Below are 18,146 nucleotides of genomic sequence, written 5' to 3' on the forward strand. Positions count from 1 at the left end.
GTCTCCTTGCGCTATGTTGGCGCAGTCTGCGGCTCGCTTGCCATGGCCAGCCGATCGACGATTTGTTCGGCTGTCATGGACGCCTGCTCGCGCAGTTCTGGCGCGGCTATGCTCTCCCACAGCGTCGCCTTGCGCAGCGTGCCGACGACAAACATGTCGGGCGTCCGTGTCCCGTCGGCGGCGATGGCGGCGCCGTCTGGACAGGTCTCGACGCCGAGCGCCAGTTGGTCGACCCGCAGTCGGCCATGCAACAGCAGCGAACTCATCACTGGATTGGCCTCTGCATTGTTGGACGGAGTCGGGCCGGTGCAATTGACCACCCAGCCGGCATCGATGTCGATCACTTGCTTGCTTCCGCGCAAACTAACCTTCGCACGGACCGCGTCTCCCTCGGCCTGGATCGAGGTCACCCGGCCGGCGATCACGCGCACTGCGCCGCGCTCGAGCATGGCGTAGAAAGGCTCGGCGACAGACAGCGTCATGCGGTGACGGTGCACCTCCCAGAACGGCCGTAGATGGCGCAGGAAACGCCGGCGTTCGTCGTTTGCCATGGCCTGCCAGAGCCTCGCAGTGTGCGGCCGCAGCCCGTCGACCAGGCTGCGCCAGTCCTGCCCTTCGTCGCCGCGCGCTTTTCGCCGTAACTCGACGAGTAGCGCCAGCGGCTTCAAGCCGCCCGGCGCGGCGACATATGTTTCGATCAGCTCCGTGAGATTGGCAGGTGTGATCTCCTGTGCGGCGTGCGCCAGTGGGTGCAGGCCGTAATGCGAGATGAGAACGATCGGCGTCGAACGCGGTTGCGCCGCTAGCGACAGCACGGCGTCGACCGCCGTCAATCCGCTGCCGATCACAATCACAGGCTCGTCCGGCCGCACCACGTTCATTGCGAATGGCCGCCATGGATCGGCAATGAATCGAGTGCGCGGGCCGCTCCAGCTTTTGCCGATCGGGTCGGAGGGCGGTCGGTGGCCGATGGCCAACACCACCGCCTCGGCGCGCAGCGAGGCGCCATGCGCCAGATGGATTACCCAGCCGCCGCCGGGGCGGCGCGCGACACGGCGGACCTCGTCGTAGACTACCGAGAGTTTCGCCAGATCGCCGGCGTCCAACGCGGCGCCGCGCAGTGCGTCACGAATGTAATCGCCATACCATTCGCGCGGCAGGAAATCGTATGCCTGCACCCTCTCATCCCGGTTTTGCGCCCAGCGGAGGAAATCCTCCGGACGGTCTGGCCATGCGCTCATGCGCTTGGCGGGTACATTCAGGAGATGCGTCGGCTCGCGCGTGGCGTAGGCAATTCCCTCGCCGACCGCGCCACGCCGTTCGACCATCACCACATTGAGCGCCAGACCGGCGCGTCTGGCGCGGGTCAGAAGCTGCGCCGCCGTCATCGCGCCGCTGAAGCCGCCGCCGACTAACACCACTGTCGGAGGTTCCTGGGGCGCCAGCCCGCTGTCGCCGGGCGTCGCGGGCCGCACAATGAAACGGCGGAAATCGCGCAGACGAGGCGCATAGGCGTGTACCGTCACCAGAGTCTCGTCGGGGCGGGCGTTGCGCAAGGAATGCACGCCGGCGTCCTGAAAGGCGGCGACGCCGCCCGTCTCCAGATTCACCTCGTATTCGAAGTCGGCGTAGCCGTCCGGCGCGATGCGATAGCAGACTTCTGCTGCCTCTCCCTGCACGACCTGCAACACGCAGACCGAGCCGCTGTGATCGTGCGGAAAGCTCGCCTGCCCGGGCAGCCAGGTCATGACCAGCAGCTCGTATTGCTCGCGCACGACTACCGCGGCTCTGTTGTAGCCGCGCGGATCGGCCCGTATGAAGGACGCCACGTCGGACGGCGTCAGTTTTATGCCCTGCATCGTCCTGGCGATGTCGAACAGTGTGGGATCGGATCCGAGCGCATCGAGTGTTTCCACCAGCGTCAGCAGCGCGCCGCCAAGCACGGGCGTGGCATGTGATCTGACGGCGGCCGATGCGGCGTGAGATTGGGACATGGAAAGCGCCCTTCGCGGTGAAAACTCATGGAGTGTTCGCGAACCAGCAGCGCAGCAAGGCAAGATTCGTCGCCGCGCGTAAAAACTATTCTAATTAATCCAGTAGATAGAAAGTATCAACTACTGGAAGGCGCTCAAACGGAAAAATCGTCTCCTTAGCGTCGCAACCTCGGACGGAGAGACATGAGTCCGACAGGCTGCTAAAGTCTTATTTCACCATCACCCAGCTCGCCGGGGCGGAGAGAGTCCAGACGAACCCTTCGGGCGAAAAATTGAGCGTCGTCTCGCCGTCGAGAGCCTGCGGCACGAGCCGTTTTATCACCTTGTGGCCAAAGCCCTCCCGCCCTGGCGGCGACACTCTCGGGCCGCCGCTCTCGCGCCATTCCACAAGGAACCTGCCGTTGTCCAGCCTCCAGCTCAGAGAGACTTCGCCGCAGTCGTAGGACAGCGCGCCATAGGCGAGGGCGTTGGTCGCCAATTCATGCAGGGCGAGTCCGATATTCTGCGCGGCTTCGGGCTTCAGCATCAGTCTGGGGCCGTCGATGCGCGCATGCTGGGCGATTTCCCCGGCTTCGACATCGAGACAATAGGCCATTTGCGCGCGTGCGAGTTCATGCATGGAGGCGCCGCGCCAATCATGGGAGATCAGCAGGTCGTGCGCCATCGAGAGCGCTTGCAGCCGCGCCGAAAACTTGCGCTGGAAATCGTCGATCGAGCCGGCGCCGGTCGCGGTCTGCCGCGACATGGCCTGCACCACCGCGAGGAGATTCTTCGAGCGGTGCACCAGTTCGCGCAGCAGATTATGCACATGCTGTTCGCGATGTTTGCGTTCGGTGACGTCGCGGACGGTGCCGACGATGCGGACGGCGCGGCCGCCGTCGAAAAAAGTGCGTCCCCGCACCGAGACCCAGCGCTCGACGCGGTCGGTGAGGCCGATGACGCGATATTCGCTCTCGTAATCGTCCTGGCAGGCGGGATCGAGGGCCTGTTCGATCGCTTCTTTCGTCCGCTTCTTGTCCTGCGGATGGAGCGCGCGGCGAAATACGTCGAGATTGGCCGGCATTTCGGGGGTGAGGCCCCAGAGAGTGCGCACGCGCGCATCGAGATGCACTTCGCCGGTGATCAGATTCCAGTCCCAGATCCCGGTCCTGCCCGCGTCCAGCGCGAGCTTCATGCGCTCCAGCATGAAGCTCTGTTCGTCGAGCGCGGCGCGGCCCGTCCCGGCGATGAATGATCGGATAGGAGGAGAATCTGTCTGCGTCACCAAGCCCTCCTCACTCTGCGTCCGCCCGGGGCGCGCTCCGCAAGGCCCTTGCGATTGCAATCGATCCGTCTCAGCCCGGCCGTCGGCGCAGCTTTCCGCCGCACCCGCGATCCGCTCCGCGCATCATCATGTCATGGAGACGCGCTGGCAAAGCCGGGTCGCCGCGCCGTCGCCGCCGCAGCGCATCGAACCCGAGGTCAATTGTGGTCCTGTTCCGCCTCGCCCGCAAGCTCGAGCACGACGCGCCATTCCGCGTCGCTCACAGGCTGCACCGAAAGGCGGGAATTATTCACCAGAACCATTTCGGAAAGACGCGGTTCGGCTTTGATCCGGGCGAGCGGGACTTTATTCTGAAGCGGCTTCACCGCCCGGATGTCCACCATGCCGAATTTGCCGCTTTCATCGGTATGGTCGGGATAATAGGGCTTGATGACCTCGACGACGCCGACGATCGCCTTGTCCTCGTTCGAATGATAGAAAAAACCCTTCTCCCCGACCTTCATCGCCATCATGTGCTTTTTGGCGAGATGGTTGCGAACCCCGTTCCAGAATGTGCCTTTTTCGCCGGCGTCGAGCTGCTGCTGGAAGGACCAGGTCGAAGGTTCGCTTTTGAAGAGCCAGCAAGCCATGTTCAGAGCTCGGCTCCGACCACGCGGCGCCAGGGCCGAAGCTGAACGCTGGAGAACAGGTCGGCCTTGGCGTAGGGGTCTTCGGCCAGCAGGGCCTGCGCCGCAGCAAGGTTCTCACAGTCCAGAACGAGCAGGGAGCCGACCGGCTTGTCCGCCTCGTCGAGGAATGGGCCGCCGAGCTTGATCCGGGGCGCATTCGCCTCGAGGAACGCGAGATGGGCCGCCCGGGTGGCGAGACGCAGGTCGATTTGACCGGGCTTGTCGATGCAGATGGCGGCGAACAGCAAGATATCCTCGCGGGGTTGGAAGAAAAAGATCCGATATTTGTCCCAAAGCGGGGGGATGCGGTCAAGCCGCAGCCGCGGCTCAGGCCCTCTTCGCCGAAGCGGCTTGGTCGCGCTTTTCCCCGGGCGGCGGATCGCCGACGATCTGCGCGGCGAGTCCGGAGATTTCCTTGCGCAGGTCGGCGACATCCTTTGCGTCGGCGCCGCCGCCCGCTCCTCTGCGGGCGTGGTCGGCCCGCAGCGCTTCGATCGCGCCCTGGAGCATGGAGTTGTCCGCACGCGCCGTCTCCAGCCTATCCGCATGGTCGCGCGCCTCGGCGCGGGCGAGGCGCAAGGCTTTCTCGAGATGCGCGATTTCCGCCGCCTGGCGCTCTTCCGACTGCTTTGAGCGCTCACGGGTCTCCGTGAGGGTTTCCTCGAGGAAATCCCGGGCGATCGAGACTTTCCTGAACTCCTCGTTCAGCTGGCCGGCCTCGGCGTCGACCGCGCCGAGACGCTTCGCTTCGGCGGCGATTTCGGCGAAATCGGCCTGCAATTTGTTCAGTTCACGCCGCAGCTCGTCGTTTTCCCGGCCGAGTTCGTCGATCCTGGTCTCAAGAGCGGCTGCGCGCGAGAGCGCTTCGTCCTTCTCTCGGCCCTGCTCCTCATGGGCGCCGCGCAGGGCGCGCAGGCTGGCGACGCCCCGTTCGGCATGTTGCGTCACCTCGAGCAGGGCCGATTGGGTGGCGTTCAGCAACCCGGCGCGATCGACGGCGTTTTTTTGGGCTTCCTGCAGGCTATGCTCGAGCTCCCGGCCCTTGGCCTCCGATTTTTTGAGCGATTCGTCGAGGCCGGCGATGCGGAGGGCGTGGCGGCCGACCTCCAGGAGATCTTGCGCTTTGGAGGCCTTGATCGCCTCCATCTCCTGCTCCATGCGGCGCTCGCGCAAGGCAAATTCGGCGCGCAGGAGATCGCGTTCGGCTATGGCCTCCTCGCGCGAAAGCGGCGCCAGCAACTGGAGGCGGCGCATCGAAAGCCGCATCGCCCGCCGCCACAGAGCGGGCGTGAACATCAGCGTCAAAAGCCCGGCGACCAGAAACCCGAGCGCAAAATACATCGCCTGTTCTATCGACACGCGTTCGTCCCTGCCTGCCGTGCGAGCGATAAAGAAATCGCGCCGGATTCGCCGACAGCGGCCGATTTCCGCGAAGATCCGGGGATTTCGCGAAAATGCGCCGCAACGCTTCGGGCTGTCGCCGCCAGCGGCATTTTTAAAGCAGCGCCGGAGGAAATCAAACTTTGGCGGAGTCGAGGGGTTTGGGGCTCGCCGGCCTGACTTCGTGGAACCTGTTGAAATCGACGACGGCGGCGCCGTTGTCGCCGAGCCGGAAAAGGTCCTCGTATTCGTAATCCACCAGCACGTCGCTCGCCGCATAGATGCGGCGCCCGCGCAGGGCCTGCTTCGAGCTTTCGTCGTGGCCGCTGAAGATGACGATCAGACTGGCGTCGGAATTGGCGAAATCCTCCTGCGTCCAGCCATGAACAGGACTGGTTTCGTCGACGACATGCAGGATAGTCCAGCTCAGGGCGAAGATCGGGTTTTCGTCGCGCATCAGCCTGAGCGGGTGAAATCTGCGGAAACTGGAGCCTTCGAGCGTGCGTTCGTTGCGCGCGAGCCATAATCTGGCGCCGGCCTCGGTGATGGCGTTGTGGCGTTCGTTGGCGAAGCGGATCATCAGGGTGCGCGCGCCGTCATGCGTGGCGACCACGGGCCGCTGCGCGAAAAGCAGGCGGGCGCGGGGCTGCGAAAAACGGGCGAAGGTCAGGCCGGCCGTGATCGCCATGGTGCAAACGCCGGCGAAAGTGGCGAGCGTCGCGACGACATGCCCCGCCAGCGAACGGGGGTGCATGTCGCCATATCCCACGGTCGCGAGGGTTTCGACGCTGAAGAAGAAATAATCCAGGAACGACCCCGGGCGCGCATTGGCGATGGGCTGATCCCCGAAATAGAAGCAGAGCCAGTAGAGGCCCGCGAAGACCAGGTTGAGAAGGACGAAAATAAGCGCCAGCGTGGCGAAGAAGGCCGGCCAGCCGACGCTCATGGCGTAGTGGTGCTGGTCCGTCCAGACGCTGCGCCGCAGCCCCTCGGCGATCAGACTCCTGCCGCCGATGCGGATGACCCGCCCGTTCGGCGCGCCGAAAAGTCGTTCCCGAACCTGCGCGAAAATCAAAACGGATTCCAGGTCGAGCGTTCGGTGAACTTCAGATAGCCGAGGTTGAGCCCGAGCCGCGCGCCCACTCCCGATCGGATCGGGACCACGACCACGTCCTGGGCCTCGAGGGCCGTGAAGCCGAAGCCCCCGATCAGATAGGCCGAGCCGTCCATGCCGCTGAAGCGCTGGAACATCGCTTCGACCGACGGGAGGTTGTAGACCAGCATCATGGTGCGGTCGCCGTCCGCTCCGGCGTCCAGGCCGAGCGAGGGTCCCTGCCAGAAAATGCGCCGATGCCCGGCGTTGCGGGTGTACATGTCGCCTTCGCCGTAGCGCAGCCCGCCGATGAAGGCCCCGCCGGCCTCCTGGCCCAGAACATAGGCGTTGGGCTTGCCCCAGCGGCGCGTGGCCGATTCCACCCCTTCCGCGAGCCCGCGCGAAATCGAGCCGAAGAAGCGATGGCCGTTGGCGATCACCTCATTGTCGGAATAGGCTTCGGGGCGGTCGGCGGGAGGGGGCGCCCGCCCGAAGGCTTCGCCCGCGGCCAGCGTCAGGGCGGAGGAAGCCCCGGTGCGCAGCAGGGTTCGGCGCGAGACCTGCCCGCGCATGAACGGCGTGGAGTTGTCGGCGGCGCTCATCTTGCCTCTCTCCTCAGCAGTAGAGTGTTTTCGAGCGCAGGGGATGCCGGTTCGCGTCAGGAAAACACGATCAAACAAGGAAATCCGGAAGTCTTTTCGGCTCGATCCGAACCGGAAAGATTCTGGCGCCCCGGAATCCGCCTCGATCGAGCCGCCGAGCGGCGCGCGCCTCGCAAGGGCAACAGCGGATGCTCCGGCGACGCCGCGTCCCTGGAGCGGATGGTTTCCGGTCCCGGCTGTGGCCGCGACGCCACAGGAAAGCAATCTGCCTCGCTATCCTTAAGAAAAGGTTGCCGAATTAGGATCGCCAAAACAGACGAATGGACCGTTCTTATAGTTCTGGTCGGCTTTTCCGTATCTTAGCGGCTCCCCTCCGGGGATCAGGGTCACGCCGCCGGCGGCGCGCAGGACCGCGTCGCCGGCCGCCGTGTCCCACTCCATGGTCGGCCCCAGGCGCGGATAAATATCCGCGGCGCCCTCGGCCACGCGGCAGAATTTGAGGGACGACCCCGCGTCGATCCGGTCCTTGATCTTCCGCCGCGCCAGAAAAGCCTCGGTCTCGGCGTCGAGGTGGGAGCGGCTGACGAGGGCGGTCGCGCCTTCGGGCGGCAGCGGCCTGGTGCGCAAAACCCGCCAATCGGACGCCGGCGGCAAGGGGGCGCCCGGCGCAGCCCTGACGAAGCTGGCCGCGCCCCCCGCGAACCATAATTCTCCCAGCGCCGGCGCATAGACCGCGCCCGCGATCGGCGCGCCGTTCTCGACATAGGCGACATTGACGGTGAATTCCTTGCGCCGCGCGATGAATTCGCGAGTGCCGTCGAGCGGATCGACCAGCGCGAAACAGCCCGATTGAGAGGGCGTAATCCCGCGGGCGGCGCTCTCCTCCGCGATCACGGGAAGCCCCGGCAGGCGGCGGGACAGGGCGGCGAGCAGAAAAATCTCCGCGCGCTCGTCGGCCTCGCTGACCGGACTGCTGTCGCCCTTGATGCGGGTTTCTATTGTCGCCCGGCCAAAGACTTCCATGACGATCGCGCCCGCTTCGAGGCAGAGTTCGGCAAAGAGCTTTGCGAGCGCGTCGGGGGCCATTGGCGGGCTGGACATGGAGCGGGCTTCCTTGGGGGATGGGTCACAGGCGCATGATAGCCCGAACAAACCGGCTTGGCGCGTGGCCGGGATAGCCTTAAAACCAGCCGATGCGCCCTTCGCCTTTCTGGACCGATCTTTCCACCCGCGATTTCGCCTCCCTCGATTGGGAACGGACCATCGTCGTCGCGCCTCTCGCCGCGGTGGAGCAGCATGGACCGCATCTGCCGGTGGGGGTCGACGCCCAGATCATGGAAGGCTGCATTGCGCGCGTCGCTTCGCGGCTGCCCAAGGATCTCGACGTGCTGTTCCTGCCGATTCAAAATATCGGCGTCTCCACCGAGCACAGGGCTTTTCCCGGCACATTGACGCTGTCGCCGGCGACCGCTTTGCTGGCGCTGATCGAAACCTTGGAGGGCGCCATAGCCGCGGGAGCGCGCAAGCTCGCTATGATCAGCTCCCATGGCGGCAATTCCCCGCTCATCTCCCAGGCGGCGCTGGAGTTGCGGGCGCGGCACGGCGTGCTGGCGGTGACCTGCTCATGGAGCCGCTTCGGCTATCCCGACGGCCTCTTCGGCTCCGACGAACTGCGCCATGGCGTGCATGCGGGGGAGATCGAGACCTCGCTGATGCTGGCCTTCCGGCCCGAGCTCGTCGAAATGGCGCGGGCGAGGAATTTTGTTCCCGCCAGCCGGGATTTCGAGCGCGACTTCACTTGGCTGCGAGCTGACCGGCCGGCGGGTTTCGGCTGGATGGCGCAGGATCTATCGCCCTCGGGCGCGATGGGCGACGCCTCCAGGGCCACGACCGAGAAAGGCGTGGCCGCGGCGGATTATTGGGCCACCGCCTTCATCGAACTGCTCCGCGACATCGAGGCGTTCGATCTGGAGAGGTTGAAGGGGACGGAGTAGCCTCCTCCAAATGCTTCAAAGATATCGCCGCAGCATGGGCAGGGCGTGTTCGACGCAGGCGCGCCCTTCCGCGAAAGCCTGTTTCGCTTTGGTGAATTCGAGCACGCCGATGTTCTGCAGGCGCGGCGTCAGCATGACGTGGGGCGGCTCGCCGGCGAGGCGCGCCCGCGTGATCTGGTCCTGCATGATGTTGATGGAGTTGTTGAGAACGTCGAAATAGCCCGGCGTCGATGGCCCCTGCGGCAGCAGCCGCAGGGCGATCTGGGTCGCCTGCTCGCGCGCTGCGGCGGGAAAATCGGTCAGCATCCGCCCGAAAAACTCGCCCGGCGTCGCCGGGCCGCTCGAGACCGGCTTTTCGCGGGGGGCGTTGTCGGGCCGCTGTCCCAGCAGGTCGCCGTTGAGGTTGACGGCGATGATCACATCCGCGCCGAGCGCGCGGCACAGCGAGACCGGCACCGGATTCACCAGACCGCCGTCGATGAGCCATCGGCCTTCGACCTCGGCGGGGCTGATGAACCCTGGAAGCGCGATGGAGCCGCGCACGGCGTCGAGAATGGGGCCCGACTGCAGCCAGACCTCGCGGCCGGTGTTAAAATCCGTGGCGACCGCCGCGTATTTTTTGGCGTAGCTCTCGATCGGCGCGCCGATCCCCAATTTTCGCAGGAACTCTACGACCAGCCTGGCGTCGATGAGGCCGCCGCCGGCCAGCCGGACGTCGAGCAGCGGCGCGATCTCGCGCCAGCTCGCGGCCTCGGCCCATTGCCGCAAGTCGGGCAGGCGCTCCGAGACATAGGCGGCTCCGATCAGCGCTCCCATCGAGGTTCCGCAGACGATTTCGGGTTCTATGCCGGCTTCCGTCAAAGCGTCGATGACGCCGATGTGGGACCAGCCGCGAGCGGCTCCGCTGCCGAGGGCGAGGCCGATACGAGGACGTGACAAAAGCGGTCTCCGTTTAAGAGAAGCGCGAAGCAAGCCGCAAAGGGGGCGTTGCTTGCGAGCCGGATGTCGGATTTTAGCCTAGCGCGCTTTCCGCGCGAACGGAATCGGTCGAACTCCATAGACGCGCCGCCAGAGCGTTTGCAAGGATGAGGGGCGCTTGCGAAGAACAATGCCGTGTCGTGCGGGGGAAATCGAGACCTCGCTGATGATGGCCTTCCGGCCCGATCTGGTCGAAATGGGGGGGCCCGGAATTTTGTCCCGCCAGCGGGGATTTCGAGCGTGATTTCATCTGGCTGCGCGCCGACCGGCCGGCGCGGTTCGGCTGGATGGCGCAGGATCTTTGGCTCGCCCTCGGGCGCGATGCGCGCCGCCTCCAGCGCCACCGCCTTCGTCGAACCGCTCCGCGATATCGAGGCGTTCGAGCCGGAGAGGTTGAAGGGGGAGGGGCAGGTTTTTGGCGGGATGCTGTAATGGAGGTCTTAAGACCGGTCTTGCGACGATAGTCCAATTTACAAGGCGCCGCCCAAGCATAATATGCCGCTCGCCGAAGCAATTCTCTAGGTTCCACCCAAAGCAGAGATTACTCGCACTGGCTTGTTGGTCTGGAGCGAGTGTTCGTGACTGGACGGGTCGGGGCGTGTTTTCTGGTCGATCGACGCAAACGGCGGGCTATAATAGAATGGAGATTACACAAATAATTTCATAGTAATTAGTACGAAATATGGCGTTTTCGATCGCTATAATATGCTTGACAGCTCGTAAAAATAGGCTGCAATGTATGGTATTAACGACTTCCTTTCAATGAAGTGACAGGATCGAAGAATGGTTCGTCTCCTATATTCGTTTGTCGTTGTAAACGCGACGCTCTGCTGTGCTCTGACGGCGAGCGCCGATCCGGCGACAGTCGCCGGCGCGAAGGTGTTCGGCTATCTCGATCCCAAGACCAACACTTTCAGGGCCGCGCCCGAACCCCAAACACAATCTCAATTTGTGACCGGCCGACTCATCGAAGTGTCCGGAACGCTGAATCTCACCGTGAATGTGACCTTCGGCCCGAGCTTTCCGCCCTCGGCGACAACAGAAGTTTTTGTCACCGCCAATTCGAAGCCCTGGCGTTACGACAGGCCCGCCTATTCCTCCGGCTTCAGTGGAAAGGCGACTGTGGTCCGCTCAGGAAATTCAGGAACGGCCTCCCTGAGCATTCCCTATATCTTCGAGGCGACCTCGACCAAGGACACCGTAACGGTCACTCTGAATCTGCAGTCTTCGAGCGGCGACAGCGCCTTTCTCGGACAGACGTTTCCCCTGCCGAAGAACGGAGCGACCCCGCAACTGACTTTCAATCAGACTTTTTAAGAGGGAAATCGAAAGATGCGCGCCGCTTCCTTACCGCTTCTCGCTGTGGCCTGCGCTGCAATTCTCTTCGCTACGCCAAGGGATCTGGCAATCGCCTCCCCCACCACGATTTCGGGGACCTTCAGCGTAACCCTTGCGATCATGTCCGACAACGCCACTATTCCGCTGAACACCCCGATCGCACTCAGCGTCAGCATCGGCGGTTCGGTTCCCCAGGCCTCGGGCAACCAGGCTACGTCCGCGCGCCAAACAGTGACCAAGACATCGACCACGCAGAACGTCACCATATCGCTGCCGTTCGACTGGACGTCGCAAGGCGCGCCGCCGACCGTCGCCACGCTCTCCGTGAGCGTTACGCCCGCGCTCAATTATCCGGCGAGCGACAGCCTTTACCTCACGCTGACCGTTCCAGTCCCAGCCAATAACGGGACGATGGCCATCACCCTGCCTGCGCAGCTTTGATCTGGGATAGGACGCGATGACGACGAGAAATATCTTCACGTTGCTTTTTTGCGCCGCAATGCTCTTTTCGGTCGACGCTCTGGCGATCGATGCCCAGACGCCTGGCGCAATCCCGCTGGAGAGCGTTCCCGTAAGGCTCAAGCCAGCGACGACAACGACCCAATATAACGGAACGGTCGCCATAAGCGCGGTGATCGCGGCCAATGCACAAACGCCAGATGGAACGACGATAAATTACAACGCTTCGGCGGTCGTCATGGACGGCTTTTTTACCAGTGAGCGCTTCGTCGGCGGCAGCGCTACCTTTAGCGGCGGCGCGGCGACGATCTCCGTCAACATCCCCTATGCGTTTTTCATAGGGTCGTCTTCTGCGACGCTGAATATTTCTTTCGGGGTGAGCAGCACGGTCAATCCGCCAAACAGCGGACCCATAACCTATAGCCTCGCTTTCGGCTCCAGTCCGCCCTTGCCGGCCAGTGGAGCTACGACGCCCGTCAGTTTTTCCGGGACATTTTGACATGAAGAAATACTGCTCGCCTATCCTTGCGCTGCTGGCGCTTTTGTCAGAACCGGTCATGGCTCAACAAAGCAGCGCCGCCGGCGCACCGCAGAGCCCGGGGCCGGCGGTCGCCGATCCGGCCTTGCCGGCGATCGATGAAATTCCCGGCTATTACGATCCGGCTACGGGAACATTCGCGCCGCTGAAACCGGGCCGGAGCCCGGCGCGGAATACGCCAACCTTTACGACAACAGCTTATCTGGTGATCTTCCCTTACGTTCATCACAGCGAAGGGTATGGCAGCATCACATGCAGCGCGCGGATCACTTATGTGTCTTCCGACCGCTCCAAACCCGCCGCCACTCTTACCCGCGAGGCAAAACCCAATGAAGGTAACTATGTTGAATTTGACGTAGACGCTGGTGGAGATACTCGGCCCATGGGAACCGTCACTGTGCAGTGCACAGGCTATGATGGCTCGGGCCGGTCTCGGTCGGCCTCGGGCGCCACGTTTGTCTACCTCGATCCACGAGCTACGCCTTACACCGGGTGGATACCTGCCTATGTAGATATAGCATTCCCTTAGTGCGGATCGACACCGTATCCTCTCGCTCGACCAATTCTCAAGGACAGGAAAGCGCGTCACCGAGGTGACCGAGCCAAAACAGCGCACCGAACGGAAAACGCAACAACCTCGAAAGCAAGCCAATGATCGCCCGACACAAAATTGCAACAATTTACGGTCTGGCCTGCGCGCTTGCGGCTTCCGCTCAAGCGCTGGCGCAAAGCGCGAACCCGGCGGCGCCTCTGGCGTCGCTTCCCTTGCCGACCCAACCCGCGACCAGCGTCGCCGAAATTACCGGGACGATCCAGGCCGCCGCAACAGTCTCGGCCAATCCGGGCATCCCCAATGGGACGGCAGTGTATTACACGCTCTCGGCCTCGGTTCCGGATCCTTCTTTCAGCAACTCCCGCTCCGCCAGCGGCAACGCAACCGTCAGCAACGGAATCATTTCAATCTCCGCCAACCTGCCCTACGACATGCTCGTCTCTTCGTCCTCGGATAAAATAGTCTTCACGCTGCAGCTCACCGCAACCGTTCTCGGCACGCCGGCGCTTACTTTTTCGACGAGTTTCAACTCGGCCTTTGCTCCGCCCGCCAATGGGACGACAACTTCGCTCAGCTTTTCTGGAACCATATAGTTTTCGCAGGCGGAGAACGCCCTGTTCGCTTCGCGACAGGTGGTTGTGAGGAGCCCATCGACGCCGTAGGGCGGCGAACCCGCCTCGTTGCGAGGAATCTGCAGGCGATATTGGGCCGAAGCAGCTCAATCCGGAAGGCAGAGCCGCGAAGCCTTCGCCGAGTGTTGCGCGAGACGAGCGGGTAGTGCGGCGCCGCGCAGCTGCTTCTTTGGCGGCCTGAAAAAGCCGGGGCCGCGTCGGCGATCCCATAGCCACTATGAGCCGCTACCCTGCCGCCCTTGGGGACTCGCCAGCGGATGCTTATTTTTTGATTGTGAATGGCGAGGAAGACGGGACTTGAACCCGCGACCTCCGGCGTGACAGGCCGGCGCTCTAACCAACTGAGCTACTCCCCCGCAACAACAGCGCGTTGCGTGTGGGGGGTCGAATAGGACATGCGCCGGGGGATGTCAACGCCTTGATTTCGTTTTGTCGCGAGATCGGGCGAAACCCCCTGTATTGCGGGGCGTTTCCGCGTCGCGTCGGCTAAACTGGTTAAGGAGCCGTCGCTTCGGGTCGTCATGGCCGGGTCGTTCGAGACTTTCCGCGGCTCCGCGGCCTGGAGGCCCGCGACAAGCGCCAGCGCCGCCGCCGCCGACCGGCGGGAAATCTCGATTCGCAGCCGGGTTTCTGCGGAGCCACGCTGGACTTCGGCGGCGTCAAAGTCCTATGTCAGATCGAAACGTCAACGCCTTGCCCTCATCGCGCCAAAGAATCATGACCGGCGACGCCGCCTCCGCCAAAGCCGAACCACAATCGCCTCCCGACCCGCTGGACCTGATCCGGCGCCGCATCCGCGTGCGCGCCTGGCGCAGGGGCATGCGCGAGATGGACATGATTCTCGGCGGATTCGTCGACGCCCATATCGAGAGGCTGGGCGCCGAAGAGCTGGCCCAGCTCGAGGCGCTGCTCGACGCCGACGACGATGTGGCCTTCTCCTGGTTCTGCGCCGGAGCAGCGCCCGCGCCCTACGACACCCCTGTTTTTCGCAAAATCGCGGCCTTCCAGGCCGAAAAGGACAAGGATCCTTGAAAGCCCGCACCGATATTCGCGCCGAGACGGCGGCCGGCGCCCTGAAAACCGCGCTTTCGCGCATCGAGGCCGGGGAAAAGCTGCTCTGCGCCCATGCGCCCGAGGGTTTCGACGCTTTCATCGCCGCTGATTTCGCCCGCGCGCTGGCGGCGCGATCGGAGGGCGAGGCCGCCGTCTTCGTGCATGTGGCGCGCGACGCCACCCGCTCGGCGCAGTTCCGCGAGGCCTTGCGTTTCGCTGCGCCTTTTGTGGAGGCGCTCGACATTCCGGGCTGGGACTGCCAGCCCTACGACCGGGTTTCGCCCAACGCGGCGATCGCGTCGCGGCGCATGACCGGTCTCGCCCGCCTCGCGCGCTCGCGTTCCTCGGCCGAGCAGCCCCGGGTCGTGGTCACAACCGTCGATTGCCTGCTACAACGCGTCCCCCCGCGGGCGAAAATCGCCGCCGACACTTTTTCCGCCGCGCCTGGCAATATGGTCGAGATGGACCTTCTGGCGCGCTGGCTGGAGAACAACGGCTTTTTGCGCTCCAGCACGGTGCGCGAGCCGGGAGAATACGCCCAGCGCGGCGGCATCGTCGATCTTTTCGCCCCCAGCATGCCGGCGCCGATCAGGCTCGATTTCTTCGGCAACACGCTCGAATCGATTCGCTCCTTCGATCCCGAGACCCAGCGCACCACGGGCCAGCTTCGCGCCCTCGATCTCGTGCCGATGAGCGAATTGCAGCTCGTCAGCGACACGATGCGGCGGTTCCGCCAGGGCTACACCACGCGTTTCGGCGGCGAGACCCGGGGCGACTCGCTCTATGAGGCGATCAGCGAAGGCCGCCGCCATCCCGGCGCCGAGCACTGGCTGCCGTTGTTCTACGACCGGCTCGACACATTGTTCGATTATTTCGGCGATGCGCCGCTCCTGCTCGACGCCCAGAGCGAGGACGCCGCCGGCGAGCGGCTGGCGCAGATCGCCGATTATTACGAGGCCCGCAAGAGCGCCTTCGACGCCGAGCAGGGCCGCTCGAACTACAAGCCGCTGGAGCCGCGCGAGCTTTATCTCACGCAGGAGGAATGGCGCGGCCAGCTCGAGCGCCGGGCGCAGGCGCGCTTTTCGCCCTTTTCAGCGCCCGAGGGCGAGGCCGCGAGCCTTGATTTCGGCGCGCGGCCGGGCAGGGATTTCGCGCCCGAGCGCAGCCAGCCGGAGGTCAACGTTTTCGAGGCCGCGGTCGGCCATATCGAGGCGCTGGCGGCGCGGGACAAGACCGTGGTGGTCGCGGCCTGGTCCGACGGCTCGCGCGAGCGCCTCGGCCATGTGCTGACTGAACATGGCTTAAAGGCCCCTATGTTGGTTTCTTCGTTGCCGGCCGCTTTTGCGCTCGGCAAGGGGAAGGTTGCGCTCGCGGTGCTCGGCGTAGAGCACGGCTTCGAAACCGACGATCTCGCCGTCGTCGGCGAGCAGGACATTCTCGGCGACCGGCTGGTGCGCCGCCGCCGCAAGGCCAAGCGCGCTGAAAATCTCCTCGGCGAAATAGGCGCTCTTTCGGCGGGCGATCTCGTCGTGCATGTCGATCACGGCATCGGCCGCTTCGTCGGGCTCGAGACCATCACAGCCGCCGGCGAGCCGCATGATTGCCTCGAAATCCATTACGCGGAGGGGGCCAAGCTTTTCCTCCCCGTCGAAAACATCGAGCTGCTGACCCGCTACGGCTCCGAGGACACCGAAGTCGCGCTCGACCGGCTCGGCGGCGCCGGCTGGCAGGGCCGCAAGGCGCGGATGAAGAACCGCATCCGCGAAATGGCCAAGGGCCTGATCGCGATAGCGGCGCAGCGCATGCTCAAACAGGCGCCCAAGCTCATTGCGCCGGAAGGGCTCTACGACGAATTCTGCGCCCGCTTTCCCTACGACGAGACCGAAGACCAGGCCGCGGCGATCGAGGCGGTTCTGGAGGATCTCGCCTCGGGCCGGCCGATGGACCGGCTGGTTTGCGGCGACGTCGGTTTCGGCAAGACCGAGGTCGCCCTGCGCGCGGCCTTCTGCTCGGCGATCAACGGCAAGCAGGTCGCCGTGGTGACGCCGACCACGCTGCTGGCGCGGCAGCATTACAAGAATTTCTCGGAGCGGTTCTCGGGCCTGCCGGTGCGCATCGGGCGGCTGTCGCGCATGGTCGGCGCCGCCGAGACCAAAGAGACCAAGAAGCAGCTCGGCGAAGGCAGCGTCGACATATTGATCGGCACCCATGCCATTCTCGGCAAGGGGGTCAATTTCAAGGATCTCGGCCTCGTCATCGTCGACGAGGAGCAGCATTTCGGCGTCGGCCACAAGGAGCGCCTCAAGGAGCTGCGCGCCGAGGTCCATGTGCTGACGCTGTCGGCGACGCCGATCCCGCGCACGCTGCAGCTCGCCATGACGGGGGTGCGCGAGCTTTCGCTGATCGCGACGCCGCCGGTCGATCGTCTCGCCGTGCGCAGTTTCGTTTCGCCTTTCGATCCGCTCATCGTGCGCGAAGCTTTGCTGCGCGAGCGTTATCGCGGCGGGCAGGCCTTTTTCGTCTGTCCCCGGATCGAGGACCTCGACGAAGCCTCGGCCTTTTTGCGCGAAAATGTGCCGGAGGCGAAATTCGTCGTGGCCCACGGCCAGATGCCGCCGACCGAGCTCGAAGAGAAGATGTCGGCGTTCTACGAGGGCGGCTACGACATTCTGCTGTCGACGACGATCGTCGAATCGGGGCTCGACATTCCGACCGCGAACACGCTGATCGTATGGCGCGCCGATATGTTCGGCCTCGCCCAGCTTTATCAGCTGCGCGGCCGCGTCGGGCGCGGCAAGACCCGCGCCTATGCGCTGTTCACGACGCCGGCCAACCGCACCATCACGCCCCAGGCGCAAAAGCGGCTCGAGGTGCTGCAATCGCTCGACACGCTCGGGGCCGGCTTCCAGCTCGCGACCCACGACCTCGACATCCGCGGCGCCGGCAATCTCTTGGGCGACGAGCAGTCCGGCCATATCAAGGAGGTCGGCTACGAGCTTTATCAGCAGATGCTGCACGACGCGATCGAACTGCTGAAGGCCGGGGTCGATGAGCCGGAGGAGGAGGCCTGGTCGCCGACCATAGCGCTCGGCGCGCCGGTGACGATCCCGGAGGATTATGTCGCCGACCTCAGCCTGCGCCTGCAGCTCTACCGGCGGCTGTCCACGCTGGAGACCGACGCGGACATCGACGGTTTCGCCGCCGAAATGGTCGACCGCTTCGGGCCGACGCCGCCGGAAGTTCAGCAATTGCTCAAGATCGTCGCCATCAAGGCGCTGTGCCGAAGAGCCCATGTGGAGAAGGTCGACGCCGGACCCAAGGGCGTCATCATCGCCTTCCGCGACAACCTGTTCGCCGATCCGGCAGGCCTCGTCCGCTATGTCTCCCAGCAGGGCTTCGGCGCCAAGGTCCGCCCGGACATGAAGATCGTGTTCGTGCGCGACTTCGACAATCTCAAGCAGCGCCTCGAAGGCACGCGGGACATATTGCGCTCGCTGGTGACCATCGCCGAGAAAAAGCAAAAGAGCTGAGCGAGCGGCCCTCGGGAGGCGCGCCGCCCCAATTGCTTAAAAATATGAGCCTGCGACCTTTTGGGTGATT

18 protein-coding genes and 1 tRNA gene are annotated in these 18,146 nt (G+C 64.2%); 9 read left to right on the plus strand and 10 right to left on the minus strand.

Going from position 1 to position 18,146, the window contains the following annotated elements; genetic code table 11:
* Window positions 1-11: 11 nt before the first annotated feature.
* The 8 genes from H2LOC_RS18075 to cysQ all read right to left on the minus strand — a co-directional run bounded on the left by H2LOC_RS18075 (window position 12) and on the right by cysQ (window position 8,102).
* Window positions 12-1,994 (minus strand): FAD/NAD(P)-binding protein, encoded by a 1,983-nt coding sequence (locus tag H2LOC_RS18075; protein WP_136497320.1) that lies wholly within the window; start codon window positions 1,992-1,994, stop codon window positions 12-14.
* 208 nt (window positions 1,995-2,202) lie between these two features.
* Complete coding sequence (locus tag H2LOC_RS18080) at window positions 2,203-3,258, minus strand: sensor histidine kinase (protein WP_246206882.1); 1,056 nt, start codon at window positions 3,256-3,258, stop codon at window positions 2,203-2,205.
* Between the two features lie 197 nt (window positions 3,259-3,455).
* Window positions 3,456-3,887, minus strand: a complete 432-nt coding sequence (locus H2LOC_RS18085) for an EVE domain-containing protein (RefSeq protein ID WP_136497319.1) — start codon at window positions 3,885-3,887, stop codon at window positions 3,456-3,458.
* A 2-nt stretch (window positions 3,888-3,889) separates the two neighbouring features.
* Window positions 3,890-4,174, minus strand: a complete 285-nt coding sequence (locus H2LOC_RS18090; protein ID WP_136497318.1) for a YciI family protein — start codon at window positions 4,172-4,174, stop codon at window positions 3,890-3,892.
* A 79-nt stretch (window positions 4,175-4,253) separates the two neighbouring features.
* Window positions 4,254-5,285: a coiled-coil domain-containing protein gene (locus H2LOC_RS18095; protein WP_136497317.1), complete on the minus strand. Its 1,032-nt coding sequence runs from the start codon at window positions 5,283-5,285 to the stop codon at window positions 4,254-4,256.
* A 157-nt stretch (window positions 5,286-5,442) separates the two neighbouring features.
* Window positions 5,443-6,381 (minus strand): ion channel, encoded by a 939-nt coding sequence (locus tag H2LOC_RS18100; protein WP_136497316.1) that lies wholly within the window; start codon window positions 6,379-6,381, stop codon window positions 5,443-5,445.
* The gene (locus H2LOC_RS18105; RefSeq protein WP_136497315.1) at window positions 6,378-7,001 is read right to left on the minus strand and encodes a DUF1134 domain-containing protein; all 624 of its coding nucleotides are present in this window, start codon (window positions 6,999-7,001) and stop codon (window positions 6,378-6,380) included. The genes H2LOC_RS18100 and H2LOC_RS18105 overlap by 4 nt, the downstream gene beginning before the upstream one ends.
* 279 nt (window positions 7,002-7,280) lie before the next feature.
* Complete coding sequence (gene cysQ / locus H2LOC_RS18110) at window positions 7,281-8,102, minus strand: 3'(2'),5'-bisphosphate nucleotidase CysQ (protein ID WP_202620494.1); 822 nt, start codon at window positions 8,100-8,102, stop codon at window positions 7,281-7,283.
* A gap of 92 nt (window positions 8,103-8,194) precedes the next feature.
* Between cysQ and H2LOC_RS18115 the strand changes: the two genes are divergently transcribed.
* Window positions 8,195-8,995, plus strand: a complete 801-nt coding sequence (locus H2LOC_RS18115) for a creatininase family protein (protein WP_136497314.1) — start codon at window positions 8,195-8,197, stop codon at window positions 8,993-8,995.
* Between the two features lie 15 nt (window positions 8,996-9,010).
* Here the strand turns inward: H2LOC_RS18115 and H2LOC_RS18120 are convergent, their stop codons facing one another.
* On the minus strand, window positions 9,011-9,934 hold the full coding sequence (locus H2LOC_RS18120) for a patatin-like phospholipase family protein (RefSeq protein WP_136497313.1): 924 nt from the start codon (window positions 9,932-9,934) through the stop codon (window positions 9,011-9,013).
* Between the two features lie 279 nt (window positions 9,935-10,213).
* Here H2LOC_RS18120 and H2LOC_RS18125 point away from each other — a divergent pair, with 279 nt between their 5' ends.
* From H2LOC_RS18125 to H2LOC_RS18150, 6 genes are all read left to right on the plus strand, one after another.
* Window positions 10,214-10,405: a hypothetical protein gene (locus H2LOC_RS18125; RefSeq protein WP_343040040.1), complete on the plus strand. Its 192-nt coding sequence runs from the start codon at window positions 10,214-10,216 to the stop codon at window positions 10,403-10,405.
* A gap of 351 nt (window positions 10,406-10,756) precedes the next feature.
* A complete protein-coding gene (locus H2LOC_RS18130) occupies window positions 10,757-11,290 on the plus strand; it encodes a hypothetical protein (protein ID WP_136497312.1) in 534 nt (177 codons plus the stop codon).
* A 15-nt stretch (window positions 11,291-11,305) separates the two neighbouring features.
* On the plus strand, window positions 11,306-11,752 hold the full coding sequence (locus H2LOC_RS18135; RefSeq protein ID WP_136497311.1) for a hypothetical protein: 447 nt from the start codon (window positions 11,306-11,308) through the stop codon (window positions 11,750-11,752).
* A 16-nt stretch (window positions 11,753-11,768) separates the two neighbouring features.
* Window positions 11,769-12,269: a hypothetical protein gene (locus H2LOC_RS18140; protein ID WP_136497310.1), complete on the plus strand. Its 501-nt coding sequence runs from the start codon at window positions 11,769-11,771 to the stop codon at window positions 12,267-12,269.
* A 1-nt stretch (window position 12,270) separates the two neighbouring features.
* Window positions 12,271-12,837, plus strand: a complete 567-nt coding sequence (locus tag H2LOC_RS18145) for a hypothetical protein (RefSeq protein ID WP_136497309.1) — start codon at window positions 12,271-12,273, stop codon at window positions 12,835-12,837.
* A gap of 122 nt (window positions 12,838-12,959) precedes the next feature.
* Window positions 12,960-13,454, plus strand: coding sequence for a hypothetical protein (locus H2LOC_RS18150; protein ID WP_136497308.1), 495 nt, complete (start codon window positions 12,960-12,962; stop codon window positions 13,452-13,454).
* A 318-nt stretch (window positions 13,455-13,772) separates the two neighbouring features.
* Here H2LOC_RS18150 and H2LOC_RS18155 read toward each other — a convergent pair.
* Window positions 13,773-13,849: transfer RNA gene (locus H2LOC_RS18155), tRNA-Asp, on the minus strand.
* A 361-nt stretch (window positions 13,850-14,210) separates the two neighbouring features.
* On the opposite strand from H2LOC_RS18155, the gene H2LOC_RS18160 reads away from it, so the two are divergent.
* Window positions 14,211-14,525 carry an FAD assembly factor SdhE gene (locus H2LOC_RS18160; RefSeq protein ID WP_136497307.1) on the plus strand — a complete coding sequence of 105 codons (315 nt, stop codon included), beginning with the start codon at window positions 14,211-14,213 and terminating at the stop codon, window positions 14,523-14,525.
* 41 nt (window positions 14,526-14,566) lie between these two features.
* Window positions 14,567-18,076: a transcription-repair coupling factor gene (gene mfd / locus H2LOC_RS18165; RefSeq protein WP_246207214.1), complete on the plus strand. Its 3,510-nt coding sequence runs from the start codon at window positions 14,567-14,569 to the stop codon at window positions 18,074-18,076.
* The last annotated feature ends 70 nt before the right edge of the window (window positions 18,077-18,146 follow it).

Source organism: Methylocystis heyeri (assembly GCF_004802635.2).
In the GTDB taxonomy this organism is placed as follows: Bacteria; Pseudomonadota; Alphaproteobacteria; order Rhizobiales; family Beijerinckiaceae; genus Methylocystis; species Methylocystis heyeri.